At 53.3% G+C, this 20,336-nt stretch carries 20 protein-coding genes; 6 read left to right on the top strand and 14 right to left on the bottom strand.

The features are described 5' to 3' along the window. Positions 1-60 precede the first annotated feature (60 nt). The 7 genes from DEP07_RS09895 to DEP07_RS09865 all read right to left on the bottom strand — a co-directional run bounded on the left by DEP07_RS09895 (position 61) and on the right by DEP07_RS09865 (position 6,512). Positions 61-729, bottom strand: a complete 669-nt coding sequence (locus tag DEP07_RS09895) for a hypothetical protein (RefSeq protein WP_122964821.1) — start codon at positions 727-729, stop codon at positions 61-63. A 49-nt stretch (positions 730-778) separates the two neighbouring features. Continuing rightward, positions 779-1,375, bottom strand: coding sequence for an RNA 2',3'-cyclic phosphodiesterase (thpR, locus tag DEP07_RS09890; RefSeq protein WP_280649038.1), 597 nt, complete (start codon positions 1,373-1,375; stop codon positions 779-781). Positions 1,376-1,467: 92 nt separating this feature from the next. Continuing rightward, a complete protein-coding gene (locus tag DEP07_RS09885) occupies positions 1,468-1,950 on the bottom strand; it encodes a hypothetical protein (protein ID WP_063230099.1) in 483 nt (160 codons plus the stop codon). Positions 1,951-2,098: 148 nt separating this feature from the next. Next, positions 2,099-3,139 carry a hypothetical protein gene (locus DEP07_RS09880; RefSeq protein WP_287102421.1) on the bottom strand — a complete coding sequence of 347 codons (1,041 nt, stop codon included), beginning with the start codon at positions 3,137-3,139 and terminating at the stop codon, positions 2,099-2,101. Further along, positions 3,132-3,944, bottom strand: coding sequence for a 5'/3'-nucleotidase SurE (gene surE / locus DEP07_RS09875; protein WP_122964819.1), 813 nt, complete (start codon positions 3,942-3,944; stop codon positions 3,132-3,134). The genes DEP07_RS09880 and surE overlap by 8 nt, the downstream gene beginning before the upstream one ends. A gap of 151 nt (positions 3,945-4,095) precedes the next feature. Then, complete coding sequence (locus tag DEP07_RS09870) at positions 4,096-4,521, bottom strand: TerB family tellurite resistance protein (protein ID WP_063230096.1); 426 nt, start codon at positions 4,519-4,521, stop codon at positions 4,096-4,098. Between the two features lie 191 nt (positions 4,522-4,712). Next, the gene (locus DEP07_RS09865) at positions 4,713-6,512 is read right to left on the bottom strand and encodes an SgrR family transcriptional regulator (protein ID WP_173597780.1); all 1,800 of its coding nucleotides are present in this window, start codon (positions 6,510-6,512) and stop codon (positions 4,713-4,715) included. 132 nt (positions 6,513-6,644) lie between these two features. On the opposite strand from DEP07_RS09865, the gene DEP07_RS09860 reads away from it, so the two are divergent. After that, positions 6,645-7,874, top strand: coding sequence for an MDR family MFS transporter (locus DEP07_RS09860; RefSeq protein ID WP_173597781.1), 1,230 nt, complete (start codon positions 6,645-6,647; stop codon positions 7,872-7,874). Positions 7,875-7,883: 9 nt separating this feature from the next. On the opposite strand, the gene DEP07_RS09855 is transcribed toward DEP07_RS09860, so the two are convergent. From DEP07_RS09855 to DEP07_RS09835, 5 genes are all read right to left on the bottom strand, one after another. Continuing rightward, complete coding sequence (locus tag DEP07_RS09855; protein ID WP_063230093.1) at positions 7,884-8,681, bottom strand: ABC transporter ATP-binding protein; 798 nt, start codon at positions 8,679-8,681, stop codon at positions 7,884-7,886. Continuing rightward, positions 8,674-9,606, bottom strand: a complete 933-nt coding sequence (locus DEP07_RS09850; RefSeq protein WP_122964816.1) for an ABC transporter permease — start codon at positions 9,604-9,606, stop codon at positions 8,674-8,676. The genes DEP07_RS09855 and DEP07_RS09850 overlap by 8 nt, the downstream gene beginning before the upstream one ends. A gap of 28 nt (positions 9,607-9,634) precedes the next feature. Then, the gene (locus tag DEP07_RS09845) at positions 9,635-10,687 is read right to left on the bottom strand and encodes an ABC transporter substrate-binding protein (RefSeq protein WP_122964815.1); all 1,053 of its coding nucleotides are present in this window, start codon (positions 10,685-10,687) and stop codon (positions 9,635-9,637) included. 90 nt (positions 10,688-10,777) lie between these two features. After that, on the bottom strand, positions 10,778-11,785 hold the full coding sequence (locus tag DEP07_RS09840; protein ID WP_217023083.1) for an ABC transporter substrate-binding protein: 1,008 nt from the start codon (positions 11,783-11,785) through the stop codon (positions 10,778-10,780). A 123-nt stretch (positions 11,786-11,908) separates the two neighbouring features. Further along, complete coding sequence (locus DEP07_RS09835; protein WP_122964813.1) at positions 11,909-13,231, bottom strand: hemolysin family protein; 1,323 nt, start codon at positions 13,229-13,231, stop codon at positions 11,909-11,911. 142 nt (positions 13,232-13,373) lie between these two features. On the opposite strand from DEP07_RS09835, the gene DEP07_RS09830 reads away from it, so the two are divergent. From DEP07_RS09830 to DEP07_RS09810, 5 genes are all read left to right on the top strand, one after another. Then, positions 13,374-15,038, top strand: coding sequence for a DNA repair helicase XPB (locus DEP07_RS09830; RefSeq protein WP_122964812.1), 1,665 nt, complete (start codon positions 13,374-13,376; stop codon positions 15,036-15,038). Between the two features lie 53 nt (positions 15,039-15,091). Beyond that, a complete protein-coding gene (locus DEP07_RS09825) occupies positions 15,092-15,661 on the top strand; it encodes an RNA polymerase sigma factor (protein WP_287102420.1) in 570 nt (189 codons plus the stop codon). A 103-nt stretch (positions 15,662-15,764) separates the two neighbouring features. After that, positions 15,765-17,030 carry a hypothetical protein gene (locus tag DEP07_RS09820; protein WP_353772872.1) on the top strand — a complete coding sequence of 422 codons (1,266 nt, stop codon included), beginning with the start codon at positions 15,765-15,767 and terminating at the stop codon, positions 17,028-17,030. Positions 17,031-17,229: 199 nt separating this feature from the next. Beyond that, positions 17,230-18,468 (top strand): MFS transporter, encoded by a 1,239-nt coding sequence (locus tag DEP07_RS09815; protein WP_122964810.1) that lies wholly within the window; start codon positions 17,230-17,232, stop codon positions 18,466-18,468. A gap of 109 nt (positions 18,469-18,577) precedes the next feature. After that, the gene (locus tag DEP07_RS09810; protein WP_122964809.1) at positions 18,578-19,429 is read left to right on the top strand and encodes a DUF1835 domain-containing protein; all 852 of its coding nucleotides are present in this window, start codon (positions 18,578-18,580) and stop codon (positions 19,427-19,429) included. A 66-nt stretch (positions 19,430-19,495) separates the two neighbouring features. On the opposite strand, the gene DEP07_RS09805 is transcribed toward DEP07_RS09810, so the two are convergent. Together DEP07_RS09805 and DEP07_RS09800 are read right to left on the bottom strand one after the other, a co-directional pair. Further along, the gene (locus DEP07_RS09805; protein ID WP_063230083.1) at positions 19,496-19,756 is read right to left on the bottom strand and encodes a DUF2573 family protein; all 261 of its coding nucleotides are present in this window, start codon (positions 19,754-19,756) and stop codon (positions 19,496-19,498) included. Positions 19,757-19,854: 98 nt separating this feature from the next. Next, entirely contained in the window at positions 19,855-20,286 is a 432-nt protein-coding gene (locus DEP07_RS09800) for a small multi-drug export protein (protein WP_173597785.1), read from the bottom strand. Between the last annotated feature and the right edge of the window lie 50 nt (positions 20,287-20,336).

Here is a 20,336-nt window from a genome sequence, read left to right as displayed (position 1 = left end):
GCCCATGCTGGGCGCACCAAAAGCAGGACGGGAGCCATCTGCCCCCGTCCTTTTCTGTCGTTACTCCCTGCCTCCGCTTGCCAAGTACGCATAATTGACCCATACCATTTCCTCAATCCCTAAAATCTCTTTGAAAAGATCGACTGAGTCGTACAATAGTGAAGCCCCGGTCTCATCGTCTACGTCTGTCAGCAGTTGCAAGTCGAACAGCGAGCGCAGCTGCTGCACCTGTTTGGGGCCCGCGATCCGGTTGAAGGATTGCGGTTTGATGCGGGTAATTCCCTTCCCTACCTCTCGCCGATACAACTCCGAACGCACAACCCGGTCCAGTATGTCTTCATACTTTTGCCGAACGTCCTCGCTGTCTGTAATTCTTTCCTGCAGGTCAATCTCCGGATAAAGTCTGCCGAACTCCGCCTCTGCCATCTCCACATCCAGTGAATAGCTGATCGTCGCCGAAGAGACCTCGAAGCCAGCATCGAACAGACGAAACCCCCAGCCATTGTCTTCTGCATCATGAAACCAAAGCAGCGGCACGAATTGCTTCGACAGTGTAAGCAAAAAATCAAGCGTCGAGGAGGTTTCAATCCATTCATCCTGCAGGAAAAATGCGTTCCAGTCGCCATTGATGTTTCTGTGGAAGTACGGTTGCGAAGACTTGGACAAGGCAATCAGCACTTTCGGTTCGTATTTGCGTGGATAAAGAATGCCGGTCGTGAACTCACCCATCCGTTTTCCACCGCTTTCTGGAAAGCTTTCCCCTGGTCCTTTTCTTAGTCTATTCAGGTACCGCTCGTTTTTTGCTGTGATCTTTATCAAACGTGCTCGTATGAATCACGGTATGCACGGCTCCTTCTGGCAAAAGCTCCGAACGGTACAGATAGACATGCCGTACTTTCCAGCGCGGCGAATCGGGAGCCAAAAACCGCTCGTTCCAGTCCATGAGCGGCAGTCCTTCGCTTCCTGCCTGCGGCCCGCGGGCAAGCGTGATGTGCGGCCGATAGCGCTTGCGGTCATACGCCACGCCCTCATGCAGCTCAAAACGTCTGGCGAGCAAGAGATGCAACTGCTTCAGCGGATTCGTTTGCCCGCGCAGTCCGAGCCACAAGACGCGAGGATGCTGGGCGTGCGGGAATGCGCCAAAGCCGCCGATGCGCAAGGTGAACGGCTCGATAATCGCGCTGACGATGTCCATGTCCTCGCAAACAGCCGGGACAAGCCGCTCGTCCACCTCTCCGAGAAAATGCAGAGTCAGGTGCAGATTGTGCAGCGGCTGCCATCTGTCTGCCATCACTTCCGGCTTGAGCCGTTCTTGGACAGCGGAAATATATTGAACCGCTTCTTCTGGAATATCCAATGCCACGAACAAACGCATAGACGTCTTTTCGTCCTCCTTTTGACTGCCTTCTTGCCTCAACGAAAAATAGCCCTCCTGTGACGGAGAGCCATTTTACCATCTACGCCGCTTTAGGCAGCCATCATCTTTCCGGTTACGATGCCCAAAACGCTGCGCACATATTCGCCCAGTCGTCCAGAGCCAGGTTGATAGGTGAAGCGAAGTGTCAGCTCGACGTGCCCGACATGCCCCGCCGGAGGTATGTTCCAGAACAGGTCAGCTTCGCCGTACAAAATTTCCTCAATCCGCAGTTTCTTGCCCTCGATGTCCAGTTCCGGATCATGAGACAGCGAGAATTTCATCATGATGGAAAATGAATCTTTTTTTACTCCGCCCCGCAAGTTTAGTTTGCCGTGGATCGCGACGAGTCCCGCTTCCCCCCACAAGTTGTACTCCAGCAAAGCCTGGCATTGAGGCTGCACCTGCAATTCAAGCGCAGGCAGACCTCCCTCAATCGTTAGTGCATGACGCTTTGCCAATTGTTCGATCTCCCCTTGAAAACGGTGAGCGCAATCGGAAACAGCCTGGAACAAATCGGGCTCTACAGCGTACATCGTCGTCACCTCTCCCCAACGGATTATCTGCTTTATTACTTCGTACTTCCCCTTGTCGTATCCTTTGTTGAAAAATGACTTATTTACCCTTATTTCATCGAAGGGCAAAAGATTCCTATGAAAATGCTATTTCACAATGTTGCAACATTTACTGATACGGGACAGGCATGCCCGGAAACGCTTTCACGAACAGGGTTTGCAGATGCGCCTGTACATTTTCGTCCAGCTCCAAATGATAGAGTACGCCATTTTCATAGCGCAAAAGCGGATACGCGCCCAGACCGAGCGCAGAAACTTCTTTTGTCTCCACATATTCCGGCAGCGTCAACAGGAAGCGGGAAAACGGATTGGCGTCCTCCTCTGCCATGTGGATGACCTCAAACAAGTGCCCAAGCCCTGGGGTGACAATCAGATCGAGCAGTTCGCCGCGCTCCGCCACCCATACGGTAAACGCGGACTCCCGCACCTCGCTGCGCGCGTGTCTGCGCATCACCCAGACAGCCTGGCGAACGGTGCTCATCAGCAGATGCTGGGCGCCTTCTTCGCCATGTACGGCCTGCATCCGTCTGTAGTCGAGGACAAAAGCCAGCCCTTCTTCCGTGAAAACCGTGTCGGGAAAAGACAGTGCCGCGATGCTTCGCATTTCTTCCTCGCGCACCTGCGCTTCCTGCGGGATCGTCTCGACTTTCCCATCAAAAAGGGAACGAATCATTTCCCGGGTGCGCTCGACTTCTCCTGCGGAAAAAAAGATGGACTCGGAGTAAATATGCGTCAGCTCGCCTTCCCCGTAAGCCAAATAGTGCAGGAGCGTACAAGGCTGTTCCAGCATTCGCAACGCCATTCCCCGCTGCTCCGCCAATTGGATGTCAAAAGTGAGCGGAAAGCCGAGCGGCTGGAGCGGATCAGACAGCGTCCAGATCACGCCCAAAAGCTTGCCTTGATACGTCTTGAACTCAACAGAGACAGCATCCCGCGTCTGCTCGACAAAAGCGTCCACCGATTCAAACACCAGGTACAGCTCGACCTCTCCTGTTCCGTTCATGCGGGCAAAATAAGGCAGCCCCGCTTCGCTGGCGAGCTGGTACAAGTCGAAAAAATCGTGCTTATCGAGAACCTCGCCCTGCGTCTCCTTGACGGGAGAGCGCAGAGCCGGGTCCGGGGCAAGCACGGGATTGAACTCCTCATTCATCTGGCTGCTCCCCCTGCTTTTCCCATGGCTGCATCAGCGGCCAGCCGTCCATCTGCTTGAGCAGCGAACGATCCGTGGCATCGATATGGACAGGCGTGACGGCGATGTAATCATGCTTCACCAGGTCGTAGTCATACGGCTCTGCAATCGGCATCACCTGCGGGTACTCCCGCATCAAAAAATATCCTTCTGCTGCTTCGCTGTACTTGTCCTCATAATGATGCAGCGAAAGCGTCGCCGGAACAATCCCTTTGACTTGCGCAAGCGGGACGTGCGGAATGTTGATATTCCAGAAAACTTCTGGCGCCAATTCGCCTTTTCCGGCTCGCTCCGCAAAATCTTTCACGAGCGGCGCGATCATCTGTACGACGTCGCCGTAATTTTCCTGGTCGTACCAGTTGTCATAGGACAGGGCAACGCCGGGAACTCCCAAAATAACCGCTTCTCTGGCCCCGCTGCATGTGCCGGAGTAATATATGTCGCGCCCCAAATTCGTCCCTACGTTGATTCCCGAGAACACGATATCGGGCTTTTCTTCTGCCGCAAACAGCAAATGATAGGCGGCTTTCACGCAGTCGGCGGGATTGCCGTTCACCGCCCACGCTTTGACGGGAAGACCGTAAAAGTCGCGTTTTTCCGTTGCCAGTGGCGTGCGATAGGTCACCCCGTGGCCAACGCCGCTTTTTTCCTCATCGGGAGCCACCACAAAGATTTCTGCCTGGTCCAGTACGAGCAGCGCTTCCACCAGCCGCTTGATGCCCAATGCCTCGATGCCGTCATCATTCGTAACTAAAATTCGCAACATAAGATCTCCTCCTTCATCGTGGCGCCTAGTCGCATTTGCTTCACACTTCCTTTTATTGTACTTTAGAAAGCTTTGCCAAGCCAAGCTTCCCGCCCGCAACTTGCGACACATCTGGACAATAAAAAAGACCCCAATGCGATTGGGGTCGTAATTAGTCGCCGACGATCTCTTTCCAGCGATCGCGCCAGGCGATCCCTTCGCGAATCCATTCTTCCACTTGCGCCTGCTTCTCCTGGGAAATGCCGATCAGGCAAGCGATGCGCGCGATTTCCTTCGTCTCCAGCGGCGACAGCTTCCGGTCAATCAGCGCCATATGGTACAGCTTGCGCATCATGACGAGCTTCTCGCTCTGGCTCAGGTCGACCATGTCTTCTACGATCACCTCGGGACGTTTCGGGTAATCGATGTCATCCATGAGGATTTGCCGCTCTTTTAGCGTAAAATGTTCCGAATTGACAATGTCATGAATGCGGTCAACTTCCCGGGAACCTATATAACCGTCGGCATGCCCGACGCAAATCATCAAGCGCAAGGATGCAAACAAAATATGTTTGTCTTTTTCCGTTTTGGTATACAACGTGTCGTTCCTCCTCCGAACAAGTAATAAACAAACGATGATATATACATCTAATAATACGATAAAAAAGGAAAGCGGTTTCATATGAATGTGTGACAAATTTTTGCTTCTCTTTGGCTGGGAGGCGCGATTTCGCCACATTTTCGGGCGAAGTCGGCCATTCCCTATATGAACAAAGGCAGAGAATGCGATTATCGCCCAAAGACCGTCCGAAAATCGATCCAGCCGTACGCGTCCAGGCTGATTCCCGACAGACGAGGGTGTGCTTTCATCTCGACGCGATTGGCGTACAGGGGCACAAAAATATGATCAGCCATCAGCTTTTCCATCATCGTGCGCACAATCGTCTGACGCTCCTCTGTCAGCGTAGTTTGCCCCAAGCTGCGAATCAGCCGTTCCAGCTCCGCTTTGCCGTGTGCAGTCAGATGGTGCGTGATGCTCAAGGCTTCTGCCAGCAAAAACTCGACGAGCGACAGCTCCGTTCGCTCGTCCACATTGGCGCTGTCGACGACGAGATCAGCGTGTTGCAGCAAGGCAGGTAAAGCCAGTTCTTCCGGAGTGGCGTACTGAATCTCGATCGGAATGCCGTACGCTTTGGCCTTGTCCCGAATCCATTCGGCATCCTCGATGTGATCCGCGTCTGGATAAGTGTACAGGCTGAGCGTCTCTTTGCCGTAGCCTCTGGCATCTACCAGGCAGGCGATTTCCGCTGGATCGTCTGGAGTGGAGCCTGCCGTCTGCCGATATCCTCCCCATACCTCCGCCTGCTCCCTGCCGCCCTGCAACTCCTCCCTGAGCGCAGGGCCAGCCAAAAGCTCCGCAAGCAAGCTGCGAAAGGAAGCGTCCGCCAAAGGGCCTTTTTTGGCTGCATTCAAACTGACGTACTGAAAGCATTTCTCCTGCCGGGCGACTTCGTTCCACGCAAGCTCTGCCTCCGCTTCCTGGAGCGAACTCGCTTTCGCCACAGTCAGCACGCTCTCATCTGCCCAGTCCGCTTGCCCCATGCCAGGGACGCACCAGATTTCAATTTTGTCCAAAAACGGCCGCCCGGCAAAATACGGCGCGAACGCCTCAAGGACAAGCATGGAATCGTCGTGGCGCACAACGCGAAACGGCCCTGTCCCTACCGGCAACCGCGAGAACTGCTCTCCCATCTGCTCGGTGTAGTCACGCGGGACAATCGACAGTTGTTCTTTGCTCAACGCTTGCAAGAACAGCTCATCCCGCTCTTTCAACTCAATCGTCACGACATAGTCATCACAGACGTTTACCGACTCGATAGAACGAGCCAGCCAGCGATGCTTGAACGATTGCTCCATCAGGCGCAGCAAGGAAAAACGGACGTCGTCAGCAGTCAGCAGGCGGCCATGGTGAAACAGCACGCCTTTTCGCAAGTAAAACGTCCAGCGCTTTCCGCTCTCGTCCGTCTCCCAATGAAAGGCCAACTGCGGCTCTATTCGCTTCGTGAGCGGATCAAACCGGACAAGCGTATCGAACAGATGCTTGACCAAATGCGTTTGCGAACGCAGCAAAACATGAATCGGGTCCAGTGCTTCAAACGGGCGATCGAGCAGCAAGCGCAATGTATCGACTCGGCTATTACTACCCTTTTCCCGCGTCACCCGCGCTCCAAACTGACTTTTCATCCAGAGTGAAAAATTTTGCGAAAAAGTCGGCCACGCCTCCCCGTATTGCTGCATCAGTTCCTGGGACGCGCGAATTTCCCCTGTTTGGGCAAGCTCCTTGGCTACAGACAGCAGCAAATCTGCCGGTTCCAAAAGGAGGGTCAGAACGGAATGATTCCCCCTGCCTCGTCCCGGCTGCCAGCCGAGCCAGCCGCGGGCTTGCATTTTTTTCAATGTCAATGTGGCATTGCGCAGCGTACAGCACAAAATCGCCGCGACTTCTGCCAGCGTGATCTCCAGCGGACGACCGACCGAAACGGTTGGCCTCAGCGCACATAAACGAAGATATTGTTCAACCAGTTGCATCTCATTTCACCGCCAATAAAAAACATGAAAAAATGATTCCCCTAATCGTACGCTTTTTCTGTGTCGTCCGCCAGCTTACAATTCGAAGAACCAACCACCAAGCCGGAACCTCCGGAGAAAGGACACACGTCTATGCATCTGCTCCCCGCTTCCTTCCGCAACTTTATCGCGGAATACCCTGCCTTGCTGTGGGTTCGTCTGTTCGGGGAAACGCTCACTTCCCTGTCCAGCACGATGATCGCGCCTTTTCTCGTCCTGTACTTGAGCGAAAACATCAGCGGCTCCGTCACACTCACCATGCTGGTGATCGGCTTGCAGCCGTTTTCCGAGATTTTGCTGACCTTGTTCGCGGGCGGATTGACTGACCGGATTCGGCGCAAAACGATGCTGCTCGTTGCCTTGCTGATTCAAGGCTTCGCCATGCTCGGGATGGCTTTTGCCGATTCTATCGCCGCTTTTGCCGTCCTGTACGTGCTCAACGGCGCTGGCCGCTCCCTGTTCATCCCGGCAAGCCGCGCCCATCTGGCCGATACGATCCCGCCTGGGCAAATGGCAAGTGCTTTTGCTCTGTTGAATACGTCCTCAAGCATTGGGGCGGCAATCGGGCCACTCCTTGGCGTGATTCTCTACAAGTACAATCCGGCGATGGCTTTTCTGTTTACCGCGATCTCGCTTTTCGTTTACGCGGCGGCGGTCTTGTGGAAAATCCCGCAAACGCCGTTGCCGGAATGGGCGGAAGCAGCTCACGAGAAAGCGCCACGCTTCAGTAGAGGAGCATGGAAGGCATACCGCCCGGCATTGGCGATCATGACGCTTTCACTGCCGATCAGTCTGTTCTATGCGCAAACCGAAACAAATTTGCAGCTGCACATGAAAAATACGCTGCCCGACTATTTGCAAGCTCTCGCCTTGCTCATCGCTGTGAAGGGGATTTTGCTCATCATGTTTGAATTTCTGCTCGTCAAGTGGACACAGCACATGCCCGCTCGCTGGCTCATCACCGCATCATACGGCTGCTTCTTCCTCGTCGCTCTCGGTTATGCCTACATCGATTCCTTGCCGCTTCTGCTCGCCATGCAAGTGCTGCTCGTCATCGGCGAAAGCGTCGGCTTGACCCAACTGCTCGCTTTTGTCACGCGGATTGCGCCATCCTCGATGCGCGGCCGATATTTTGCCATCACCGGGACACACTGGGATATTTCCCGCATGTGCGGCCCGTATTTGGGCAGTCTGGTCTTGCTGCACTACGGCGGCACGCTGCTGTTCACGATCGTCGCTGGCATCCTGGTCATTGGAGCGTTCGCCATGCACCGCTATTTGACCGCCAAAGAAAAAACCTTCCCGCTCGCGCAGGAAGGCTGATGAAAAGCGTTAGGTCAACAAGAATCGGTCTTCGCTGAAGCTCTCTCCGCCACGGGCTGCCTCGAAGGCGCGCAGCAAGTCTTGCGGCTTCATGGTTCGTTTTTTCTCATCCGGAATGTCGAGAATGATCCCGCCGTCGTGCAGCATCAACAGGCGATTCCCCATGTTCAGCGCTTGCTCCATGTTGTGCGTGACCATGATCGTCGTCAGCTTGTGGCGAGCGACAATCTTGTCGGTCAGCTCGACAATGAGCTGCGCCCTTTTCGGGTCCAACGCTGCCGTATGCTCATCCAGCAGCAAAATTTTCGGTTCCGTGAATGTAGCCATCAACAGGCTGAGCGCCTGACGCTGACCGCCGGAAAGGAATCCCACCTTTGTTTTCAAACGGTTTTCCAGTCCTTGGTCAAGCTGCTTCAACTGCTCGCGGAACAACTCGCGCTTGTGGTTGTTCACTCCGAAGCCTAGCGTGCGGCGGCGTCCACGCCCGAGCGCGATCGCCAAATTTTCTTCAATCGTCATGTTCGGCGCAGTACCTGCCATCGGGTCCTGGAACACCCGGCCGATCAATTCGGCCCGCTGGTGCTCGCCCAGGCGCGTGACATCCTTGCCGTCAATCGTGATCGTTCCGCTGTCCGGGAACAGCCCGCCGGAGATCATGTTCATCATCGTCGACTTTCCGGCTCCGTTACTGCCGATTACGGTGATGAACTCTCCGCGCTTGACGTGCAAGTTTACATTGCGCAACGCGATTTTTTCATTGACGGTGCCCGCATTGAACACTTTGTTGACATAGGAAATTTTAAGCATTGCTGTTTCCTCCCCTTACCGAGCGTACCGCTTGTTTTTTCCAGATTCCTTTGGCAACGGTCGGAACAGTCAATGCGACAATCACGATCAAGGCGGTAATCAGCTTCATGTCGGACGGATTCAATCCCGCCTGCAAAGCCAGGGCAATCACCAAACGGTACACAATCGAACCGAGAATGACAGCGAGTGTGACGCGGAAAATGGAGGAGCTGCCGAACAGCACTTCCCCGACAATAACAGAAGCAAGACCAATCACAATCATCCCGATCCCCATGCCGACATCGGCAAAGCCCTGGAACTGGGCAACCCAAGCGCCAGACACAGCTACCAGACCGTTGGACAGCGCCAGACCGATAATCGTGGTCGTGTCCGTATTCACTCCGAAGCTGCGAATCATTTTTGGATTGTCCCCTGTCGCCCGCAGATCGAGGCCGAGGTCGGTGTGCAGGAACCAGTCAATTACCAGCTTGAGCACGAGAACTCCGACGAAAAATACGATGGATACGCCAGTCAGCAAAGTGACGCCGCCTACCGTCAAGTCGGGAATGCTCAAATCTTTTACATAGGTGAACAACGTATCTTCACGCAGCAAAGGCAAATTCGCCTTTCCCATAATCCGCAGGTTGATCGAGTACAGCGCGATCATGGTCAAAATCCCTGCCAGCAGTGCGTTGACCTTTCCTTTTGTATGCAAAACGCCGGTAAATGCCCCTGCCAATCCCCCGACGATGAACGCCAGGAGAGTAGCCAGGTACGGGTTGGTTCCATCGATGATAAACTTGGCTGCGATCGCTCCGCCCAAGGCGAAGCTGCCATCTACCGTCAAGTCAGGTACGTTTAGAATGCGAAAGGTCAAATACACGCCCAGAGCTAAAATTCCGAATAGCAAGCCCTGCTCGATGGCTCCCATTATTGCCAAATTCATAGAAGAAATCCTCCTGTTGCTGCGATTATTACTCGATCACTTCGCCAGCGCGGTCGAGCATGGATTGCGGAATGGTCACTCCCATTTTCTCCGCTGCTTTTTTGTTCAATACGAGCTTCATGTCTGCCTGCATCTCGACAGCCATGTCTGCCGGCTTCGCTTCGCCCTTCAAGATTTTTGCTGCCATGTCTGCTGTTTGTTCGCCGAGCTTGGTGTAGTCGATTCCGTAAGTAGCAATCGCACCGCTCTTCACGGAGTTTTCTTCCCCTGCGATGACCGGAATTTTTTGCGCTTCGGCAACGCTCAGGACTGCTGCAATCGACGATACGACCATGTTGTCTGTCGGCACGTAGAACGCGTCTACTTTGCCTACCATCGACTCAGCCGCTTGCTTCACCTCTGTTGCGCTGGTGATCGCTGCTTCCTGAATGGACAGGCCCAGCTTGTCCGCTACTGCTTTCGCCGCATCTACCTGCACTTTGGAGTTCACTTCGCCGGAGCTGTAGATAACTCCAACTGATTTCGCATCTGGCTTCAATTCTTTGATCAGCTTCAATTGCTCTTCCACCGGGTTCATGTCGGAAGTACCTGTCACGTTTGCTCCCGGTTTATCCATCGCTTTTACCAGACCTGCCTCTACCGGATCAGTTACTGCCGTAAACAAGATCGGAATGTCTTTGCTTGTTTGGGCAGCAGCCTGAGCGGTCGGCGTCGCAATCGCCAGTACGAGGTCTACTTTGTCAGACTCGAATTTTTGCGCGATGGAGATTGCTGTATCCATGCTCGCTTGCGCTGATTTGACGTCGATTTTTACTTGTTTGCCGTCTTCGTATCCGTTTTTGGCAAGCTGCGCCACAAAGCCTTCGCGTGCTGCATCCAATGCCGGGTGCTCTACGAACTGAGAAATCCCGATTTTAAACTGTTTGGTTTCAGCAGCTGGCGCCGGCTGGTTCGAAGCAGGTGGAGTCTGCTCGTTGCTCGCCGGGGTAGCGCTTTGCTGTCCACATGCGGTAACAGACAAAAGCAGCAAAGGAAATAAAAAACTCTGAATTTTTCTGATAGTCTTTTTCTGTTTGAACATGTGATAAATGCCCCCTTGAAAAATTTTTTCTAATTTTAACACGGATAAAACAGTTTTAAAAGAATAAAAAGAGAGCTTGACGCTCTCTTTTTACTTGGTGATTTCTTTCGCCTGCTGTTTGAGTGCCTCTGAAATCGTGAGACCAAACTTCCCGGCTGCTGTTTCATTGATGTACAGGTCGGCCTGCTTTGAAATTTCGACAGGAGTGTCTGCAACCGCTTGTCCTTTGAGGACACGGGCAGCCATTTCGCCTGTTTGCTTGCCAATCTGGTAGTAGTCGATGCCGTACGTGGCTACTGCGCCGCGTTTTACGGTGTCTGTGTCGGAAGCAAAAACAGGAATCTTGTTCGCTTCCGCTGCTCCCAGTACAGCCTCAAAAGAGGACACGACGGTATTGTCAATCGGAATGAACATGGCGTCGGCTTTTCCAGCAAGTCCCTGAGCTGCCAATTGCACCTCGGAAAGCTGCGAAATGCCCGCCTTGATGATTTCTACGCCTTCTTTGCTCGCTGCCTCTTCCAGCTCTTTTACCTGAACCTCAGAGTTGACCTCGGAGGTGGTGTAGATCACGCCCAGCTTTTTCAACTGGGGCAGGAAGGTTTTGATCAGCTTCAATTGTTGTTCCATCGATACTTTGTCGCTCGTTCCAGTCACGTTTTTGTCCGGTTTTTCCAGACTGCTGACCAGCTGAGCCGAGATCGGATCTGTTACGGAACTGAACAAAACAGGTTTGTCGGTAATCGCCTTGGCTGCAGCCTGAGCGGATGGAGTCGCAATCGCTACGACCAAATCCTTCTTGTCTCCGGCGTACTTCTGCGCAATCGATACCGTGTTGTTCATATCGCCATGGGCGTTCTGGTAGTCAACCTCCAGATTTTTGCCCTCTTCGTAGCCGGATTGTTTCAAGCCATCCAAGATTCCTTGATGAATCGCATCCAAAGCGGGATGCTCTACGAATTGCGTCAAGCCCAGCTTCACCGTTTGGCCTTGGCCGGAACTGGTCGCTGTTGCTTCATTTTGTCCACCTGTTTGATTGCCACATGCTGCCAAAGAAATGGCCAGCAAAGTGGTCAGTACCATACTGACTGCTCGTCTCATCTGTACTTCCTCCTCTAAGCTCTGCTCTCTGTGCCTGATCACCCTCTGGTAACAAGGCATCTTGCATTTGTGCAACTTGTGTCCCATTATAGCATATTATTGCGTCCTGAAAAGCTTTTTTCATCAATCTTCCGTTCCGGTTTCTTCCTCTGCATTTGGCATTTTTTTCACGAGAACCCTGGTAATCCGGTAGTGATCGACTTCCCCCACCACAAACTCGAACTTGCCCTCCCGCACCCGGTCGCCTACGCGGGGCGGATGGTCGATTTGCATGTAAATCCACCCGGCCAGCGTATCGACCTCGCTGGATTCCAAATCGAGGTCCAGGTAGTCGCCCACTTCCTCCAAAAGCATTCTGCCGTCAAGCGACAGCATGCCGTCGTTCTTTTCTACTTCCGGACGCTCGTCGTCAAATTCATCCTGGATATCGCCGACGATTTCTTCCATAATATCTTCAAGCGTCACCAAGCCAGCCGTGCCCCCGTACTCATCGATGATGATCGCCATTTGCCCGCGCTGTTTTTGCAGCATCGTCAGCAGACGGCTGATCGAGATCGTCTCGGGAACCGTCAAAACCGGGCGCATCAACGTTTTCAGATCGCTGTGCTCGCCTTCCAAAAGCCCTGTCAGCATGTCTTTGATGTGCAAACTCCCCACGACGTGATCCTTGTCGCCATCGACGACCGGATAGCGGGTGAATCGGCCGTTTTGCACGAGGCGGACATTTTCGTCAAACGGATCGCGCACGTTGAGCACAACCATATCGGTTCGCGGAACCATAATCTCCCGCGCCATCGTCTCGGAAAAATCAAAAATGTTGTCTACCAGCATCAGCTCTGTCTGGTCGATCAGGCCGCTTTTGTGACTTTCGTTGACCAGAATACGGATTTCTTCTTCTGTATGCGCCTCCTGATGCGGCTCCATGGAAATGTGGAACAAGGCGAGGATGCGGCTTGCCGACCAGTTCAGCAAAGCGATAAACGGATACATGACTTTGTGAAACAGCTGGATCGGCCGACTGACAGCGAGCACGACCATTTCGGTGCGCTGAATCGCAAGTGTCTTCGGAGCCAGTTCGCCCAGCACGATATGCAAAAAAGTGATCACGGAAAACGCAATAATAAAGGAAATGCTGCTCACCAGCGTCTCGTTCAGCTGGAAGTAGCGAAATACCGGATGCAGCAAGTGAGCCACAGCAGGCTCGCCAAGCCAGCCGAGTCCGAGCGAAGCGAGAGTGATGCCCAATTGGCAGGCAGACAAATAAGCATCCAAATTGTGGATGACTTGCTCCACGTTCTCCGCCCGTTTGTTGCCTTCTGCCACGAGCTGGGCAATGCGCGACTCCCTCACTTTCACCACGGCAAACTCGGTTGCAACGAAGAAGCCGTTGAGGAAAACGAGGATCAAGACCAAACCCAAGTTAAACAAGCTTCCCCACATTCCCATTCTCCCCGCCTCCCTTTCCGTCCATTGCTTTGGGATATTGTTTCCCATCCTATCGCAAATGTTACCTGTCTGTTTTTCTTTCTTTTCCGGATTGTGATACCATAGTGCTGATTCATATGCCGTTTGTAACGAGGTGAATCTTTTGTCTTATCGTCCAGACTTGCCGATGATCGTCCAAAGCGATCGCACTGTATTATTGGAAACACAACATCCGTTGTTTGCGGAGGCAAGACAGGCCATCAGCGGTTTTTGCGAATTGCTGAAAAGTCCGGAGTACATCCATACATACCGGATTACCCCGTTGTCGCTGTGGAATGCGGCAGCCAGCGGACTTTCCCCGAATGAAGTAACAGGAGTGCTTGGCGCATACAGCAAATACGGCGTGCCGCCAACGCTCGTCAAAGAAATAGAAGAAACGATGCGCAAATACGGGCTGATTCGGTTGGAACGTCACGGGGATGATCTCGTATTAAATAGTGACGATCCTCTTGTTCTCACAGAGCTAATCGGATACAAATCGATCGCCGCCTTGTTCGAAGAAGGCTATACACTCAAAAGCTACGCACGCGGGCTGATCAAGCAGGAGCTGATCAAGCTTGGACTGCCTGTGCAGGATTTGGCGGGGTATTCGCAAGGAGAAGCCTGTCCGGTCAGCTTGCGACAGACCAGTGCGTCGGGCAAGCCGTTTGCTTTGCGCTCCTATCAAAAAGACGCTGTCGATGCTTTTCACTTGGGCGGCGCGGTTACGGGCGGCAGCGGCGTGCTTGTCCTGCCCTGTGGAGCCGGGAAAACGGTCATCGGCATTGGCGCGATTGCGCAATTGCAGACCGCTACCCTTATTTTGACGACGAATACGACCTCCGTGCGCCAGTGGATTTCCGAGCTGCTGGACAAAACGGAACTGGACCCCGATCTTGTTGGCGAATACACCGGAGATCACAAGGAAGTAAAGCCGATAACTGTGGCAACTTATCAAATTCTCACATACCGCCCCACCTCTCTGGATGAATTTCCTCATATGAAACTCTTTTCAGAGCGTGACTGGGGGCTTATTATTTACGATGAGGTGCATTTGCTGCCTGCACCTGTCTTTCGTGTTACTTCCGGCATCCAGGCTACACGCCGACTCGGGTTGACCGCCACGCTCGTCAGGGAAGACGGCCGGGAAGAAGACGTCTTTACGCTGATCGGCCCGAAAAAGTACGAGGTTCCCTGGAAAGCGATGGAGGAAGCTGGCTGGATTGCGGAAGCGCGTTGCCGCGAAATCAGGCTGCCTTTTGAGCCAAAATGGCGGGAAGCGTACGCACATGCAACCGCCCGGCAAAAGTTCCGGATCGCTGCCGAAAACCCGAAAAAGCTCGAAGTGGTCCGCAAGCTGCTCGACCGCCACGAGGGCGACAGAGTGTTGATCATCGGCCAGTACGTCGATCAACTGGAGCAAATGGCAACCGCCTTGCAGCTTCCGCTGATTACGGGCAAAGTCCCGGAAAAAGAGCGCGAGACGCTGTACGAACAATTTAAAAAAGGGGAAATCACACGCCTGATCGTCTCCAAGGTAGCCAATTTTGCCGTCGATTTGCCGGACGCCAACGTCGCGATTCAAATTTCCGGCACGTTCGGCTCCCGTCAGGAAGAAGCACAGCGCCTGGGACGCATCTTGCGACCGAAAACGGACAACAACACTGCCCACTTTTATACACTCGTTACACGCGATACGAGAGAGCAGGAGTTTTCGCTCCATCGTCAGCTTTTTCTCGTAGAACAAGGCTATCCATACGAAATTATAGAAAACGAGATGCTGGTCTGAAACGTTTCGACAGAAGCCAGCGTCACATAGAGGGAAGGGAGGCCGGAGATTCAATGCAATCCGACGCCGAAATCATTCAGCGGATTCTTCAGGGCGAAATTGAAGGGTATCGCGACCTCATCCAGCGATATCAGCATATGATCTACATTTTTATCTACAAAATGGTGAACAATCGCGCTGATGCAGAAGATCTTACTCAGGAAGTGTTCGTCAAGGCGTATGAAAAACTGTCTACGTTTCGAGGCGACTCGCAGTTTTCATCCTGGTTACATACGCTTGCCCGCAACAAGAGTATCGATTTTTTGCGCCGCCGAAAGTTTCACGACTCTGACGAGCAATTGGCGTACGTGCCGTCCAATACACGAGACGAATCTCCGCAGGATTCGCTCATGAACAAGGAGCAGCGCAGGGAAATCCAGGAAGCATTCGCCTTGCTGTCGGATACTTACCGGGAAGTAATCGTTCTGCGTTGCACGCATGAGTATCCGTTTGAAAAAATTGCAACTCTTCTCGGCATCGCCGAGTCTACAGCACGCGTCCGCTACTTGCGCGCTCGCCAAGAACTCGCAAAATTGTTAACCCGCAAGGAAGGGGGACTCGTACATGAACTGCCAGGCATTTAGAAAAGCATGGCTAGATGACACAGACAGCGATATTTTCTCTCATATAGAAACTTGTGAGGAGTGTATCGCATGGATTGAAACGCAAATGACAACAGAAGAGGAGGTGCAGTTCTTGAAGGAGGTTCCACTGCCCCAAGCGAATCTGGAAGAGCGGATTATGCAAGCCATCTACCAGAACGCAGGACAAGGTGTGCCCCCTCATGCCGCCACCGCAACCATCGCTGTGCTTCCACAGCAAGCGGCAGCACCAGCAACCAGCAAGCGTCGGCCCAAAGGCTTCCCTTCATTCGCCTGGGTCAGCGCCGCAGCAGTCCTCCTGGCAGTGGGCTTCCTGAGCTATCAGCAGCTTCAGGACGATCAGATGATGCAGACAGCCGCCCAACCGGAAGCCAATCAGGCAAGTGCAAGCAATCAAATCGTGGCGTACAGCGGCACTGCGACGCAAGCGCAAGAGACAGCTCCAGCCGCTCCTCCTGCACCACCCCAGGCGACAACAGGTGCAACAGGCGGCAGTCAGCCAATGGCGAAGCAAAACGAAGCGGCTACTCCGTCCACAGGAGCGGCAGCAGCAGTTAATCCGAACGGTGATGCCGCGCCAGCTGCCGCCAATGCCCTTGTTGCGCTGGACGACACGCAGCAAAGCAAAGCGGCTCCGCCGCAAGCGCGCACGGCTCAGCCGGAAAACCAGGGGGCTGCGGCTGCCCGAAGTCAACCGACTGCCAAAGTACCTGCGGTGAATGCCAAAGAAAACGCGGCAAGCGAAGAAAAAGTCGCCGAGAACGCCCTGATGGCTGCGAAAAAAGGCGGGGCACCCGCGATCACGGCCGATCAGCCTATGGGAATGACAGCCGTGCCCGAGCAAGAGAACAGCGAAAACGGACTCGTCGGCCCGTCGTTGGCCATGGCAGCCAAACAGCCGATCACGCTGTCGACCTTTACGGATACAGATACAGCCGTACAAGCGTCCGATATGCCCGTTCCCGTGCTGGCCCAAAACCCGAACAGCTTTTCGCTAAGCTCGATTTCCGTGCAATACGAATCAGAAACGAGCCAAAAAGTAACGCATCTGGCCGCTGATTACAAGCGCAACAACGACTGGATTCGGATCGACGTAGTACGGAACACACAAGGCAAACGCAGCTTGTCGATTCCCGGAACGTTTTCCGCCACTCAGCTGTTTGCAGTCAATGGCGAGCAAGCCATTGCCGTCTCGTTTGACAACAAGGACGCGAAAAATGCGGTCGCGGAGCACGCGGTCCATTTCAACGCCCAGTCCAATAATCAGTCCCTGTACGTAGTGATAACCGCCCACGGTGTTTCGCTGGACGAACTGATTGAAGCTTCCAAGCAACTGACCTGGAAGCCTTAACGAAAACACGATTTTCCAAAGACACGACCTGTTCCATCAGGCTCGTGTCTTTTTTTATTTGCCAAGCCTGGCTTCGAGCGGCCGGGTCGGGGGATGGAAAAGTTTTAGTACGGTATTGATCACTTCAAACTAATGTGTATAATGTTTGTTATAACATAAACAAAAACAAATTTTGTTTATTAAAAAGGAGTGCGCCCACATGTCTAATGCTTCACCTCCCCGCTCGTCCCTGTTTCAAAATACGTATTTTCGCACCATCCTGTTGTCAGGAGCGCTTTTGCAAATCGGCGTCTGGGTTCGCAACTTCGCGATTCTTTTGTTTGTCATGGATCAGACGAACAACGACCCTTACGCCGTTTCCCTGATTTCCGTCGCGCAGTTTGGCCCGATCTTTCTGTTTTCGATCATCGGCGGGACATTTGCGGACCGCTGGCGCCCGAGAAAAACGATGATCATCTGCGACTTGCTTAGTGCGCTCTCTGTTGGCGCTGTGTTGCTCACCCTCGTGCTCGGCACATGGAAGGCAGTCTTTTTCGCCACCTTGATCTCGGCGACGCTCTCCCAGTTCTCGCAGCCTTCTGGCATGAAACTGTTGAAGCTTCACGTTCCCGGACACGAATTGCAGCCTGCCATGGCGATGTTTCAGACGATGATGGCAGTGTTCATGGTAATTGGTCCGGCTCTCGGCACTCTCCTCTACCAATCTTTCGGGATCTCGTCCGCCATTGGCGTAATGGGCGTCTCTTTTGTCCTCTCCGCTGTCGTTTTGTTCCAGCTCCCGCGCGATGAGGACGGGCAAAAAAATCACACTGGCGAAAGCTTCTGGACCGAGTTTGCAGCCGGGTTCCGCTATGTGTGGTCAAAACCTTCCTTGCGCGCGCTCGGCGCGATCTTCACTTGCATCGGGCTGGCATCTGGCTTGATTCAGCCGCTGTTTGTCTTTTTGGTCGTCGAACGCCTCGGGCTCCCCAAGGAATATTTGCAATGGCTGATGATGGTCAACGGAGCCGCGATGCTGATCGGTGGCGGTGCCGTCATGAATGTCGCGAAAAAAGTCTCACCGCAAATGCTGATTGCTGCTGGTCTGCTCATAAGCGCCATCGGGACTTTCGGGAACAGCCTGTCTACCGCATTGTGGGCAGTCATGTTTTTCCAGTTTATCAACGGTCTGTTCTTCCCGTGCATTCACGTCGGAATCAACACGCTTCTGCTGAAAACGAGCGATGCAGCGTATATCGGCCGGGTAAACGGCGTCCTGACTCCCCTGTTTATGGGAACGATGGTCGTCTCCATGAGCATCGCGGGATGGCTGAAAAGCCTGTATTCCCTTCCCTTGCTTTTCGGTGGTGCGGGCCTGTTGTTTGCCGTCAGCATTTTGTTTGTCCTGCCTATGCTAAGACGAAAAGAGGTGCTGGCTGCTCCTTCGCAAAAAGCTTGAACGACTAGACAAACAGCTTTCGCGTCTTCTCCTTTTGCCCTGTTCGCTTCCGACTGTCTGCTATAATCAAGAGGGTTGCCCTTTCAGAAACAGGAAAAGGAGAAAAGATATGCAAACTTTTCATATCGGCTTCGGCGATTCTGCGTGTGGGACGTTGCGCGTATTTCTGCGTGCAGCCAGGCTGCCAGGCTCGATCATTTGCCTTCGCGATGACTTCTCGATCGGCCCGATTGCCCATTTGACTACCGAGGATGGAATGGAGCAACGCTGGCAATGGTTCAAAAACTTGCTCGTCGCAACAGAACCTGACTTTCAGGAGGATTTGGAGCTGTTCGCCCAACAATTTCAGCAAGACCGGACGTTCGCTGCCGACATCCCCGCAGGCAGCACGGTTGTTTTGTGGCATGGCGGACGGTGCACTTCCGATCAGCTCGGGATACGTTACGTCGTCTCCATGCTCCAATCCAAAGCAATCCGCTTCGAAGCCGTGGATGTGTCCGCCTATAGTCAGCGCATCCACTACACCGTCACAGATGAAGAGAACAACACCATTCCGTATGTGATCAGAAGTGTCGGCGAGATTTATTCGGAACGTCTCCATGGTGCATGGGAGACAAAAGCAAGCTTGTCTAGCGCTCAAATCGAGGAATGGGTGCATGACTGGGAAGCTCATTGGCTGCACTCCACCAGCCGCCTGCGCATTATCGAAAACGGGCTGGTTCAAGCGGTGCCGGAAGATTACTACGATGCGGCACTGCTTCAGTGCTCCACCCGTTCGTTCCAGAAAGCCGGCCGCGTCATTGGCGAGGTGATGGGCCGCAGCGAGCAGTGCATCGGTGACATGTATTTGTTGCAACGGATTCAGGAGTTAATCCGAGCAGGAAAACTGAGCTATCGGGGCGAGCTTGCTCCTATGCGATACTTGGAGATTCGGTTAGCCGACGCCACTCTGACGGAATAAGGTTTTTGCACACCAAAAAACGCCGCCTTTTGCCATGAAGCACAAAAGGCGACGTTTCTTCTTTTATTAATGGGTCTGATTTTTAGCCTGGTTCCACTGCTTGATTTGCTCGATAATCTCTCTGATCTGATTGCGGGCATCCTGATGCTCCGGCTCGCTGCCCCAATGCTGGATGAGCGGCGGCATTGCTTTTGCCATCGTCGTATACAAACACCATACTTTCACCATCTCGATCCGCTCCGGCGTCGCTTCGCCTGTCAACAACTCGGTAAACTTGTGCAGCAACTCCTCCAGTTCAGGCACCAGCACTTCCTTTTTCTCACTCATGAATGATCCCCCGCTTTCCTATGTTTTCCTTATTCATCTATTGATCTTCGTATGCAAAATTTCCACTAGCCAAAAGCAGCGGTTGCCTTCGTGGGCCTCTACGGTGTGAGGAACGTTAGCAAGCCGTACGCAACGGCTACAGTCAGGATGATGCTCCATAAAACAATGCCGATCGACATCCACCACATCAGCTTGCCGACTGGTGCGCCGAGCGAAATCCCGATCGCAGCACCGAGCGGAGCGCCAGTTAACAGTGGCGAGGCCAGTCCAAGTCCGATGACGCCGTACTTCTCCCAAATGCGCCCCATTCGTCCTTGGTTTTTCCCCTTTTTCTCCACCCGTTTCATCAGCCAGCTTCGCAGGGAGCCGCCCAAAAAGATGACGATACCCGCGCTTGCTATTGCACCAATGGCACTGAACAGCCCCGTCAAAAACGGCGGCAACTGCAATAAAAATCCAATGGGAATCGCTCCCCACAATTCAAGCATGCTTGTCAAAGCGACTGTCCCGCATTTCCATAATACGTCCATACTCTCTCGTCAATCTCCTCTCGTTGCCATTCCTGATCCTCTCAGTAAAT

This window comes from Brevibacillus sp., from assembly GCF_003521185.1.
Taxonomy (GTDB): Bacteria; Bacillota; Bacilli; order Brevibacillales; family Brevibacillaceae; genus Brevibacillus; species Brevibacillus parabrevis.
Note: the sequence above shows the minus strand (reverse complement) of the source record. Positions and strands in the feature narration are given on the sequence as shown.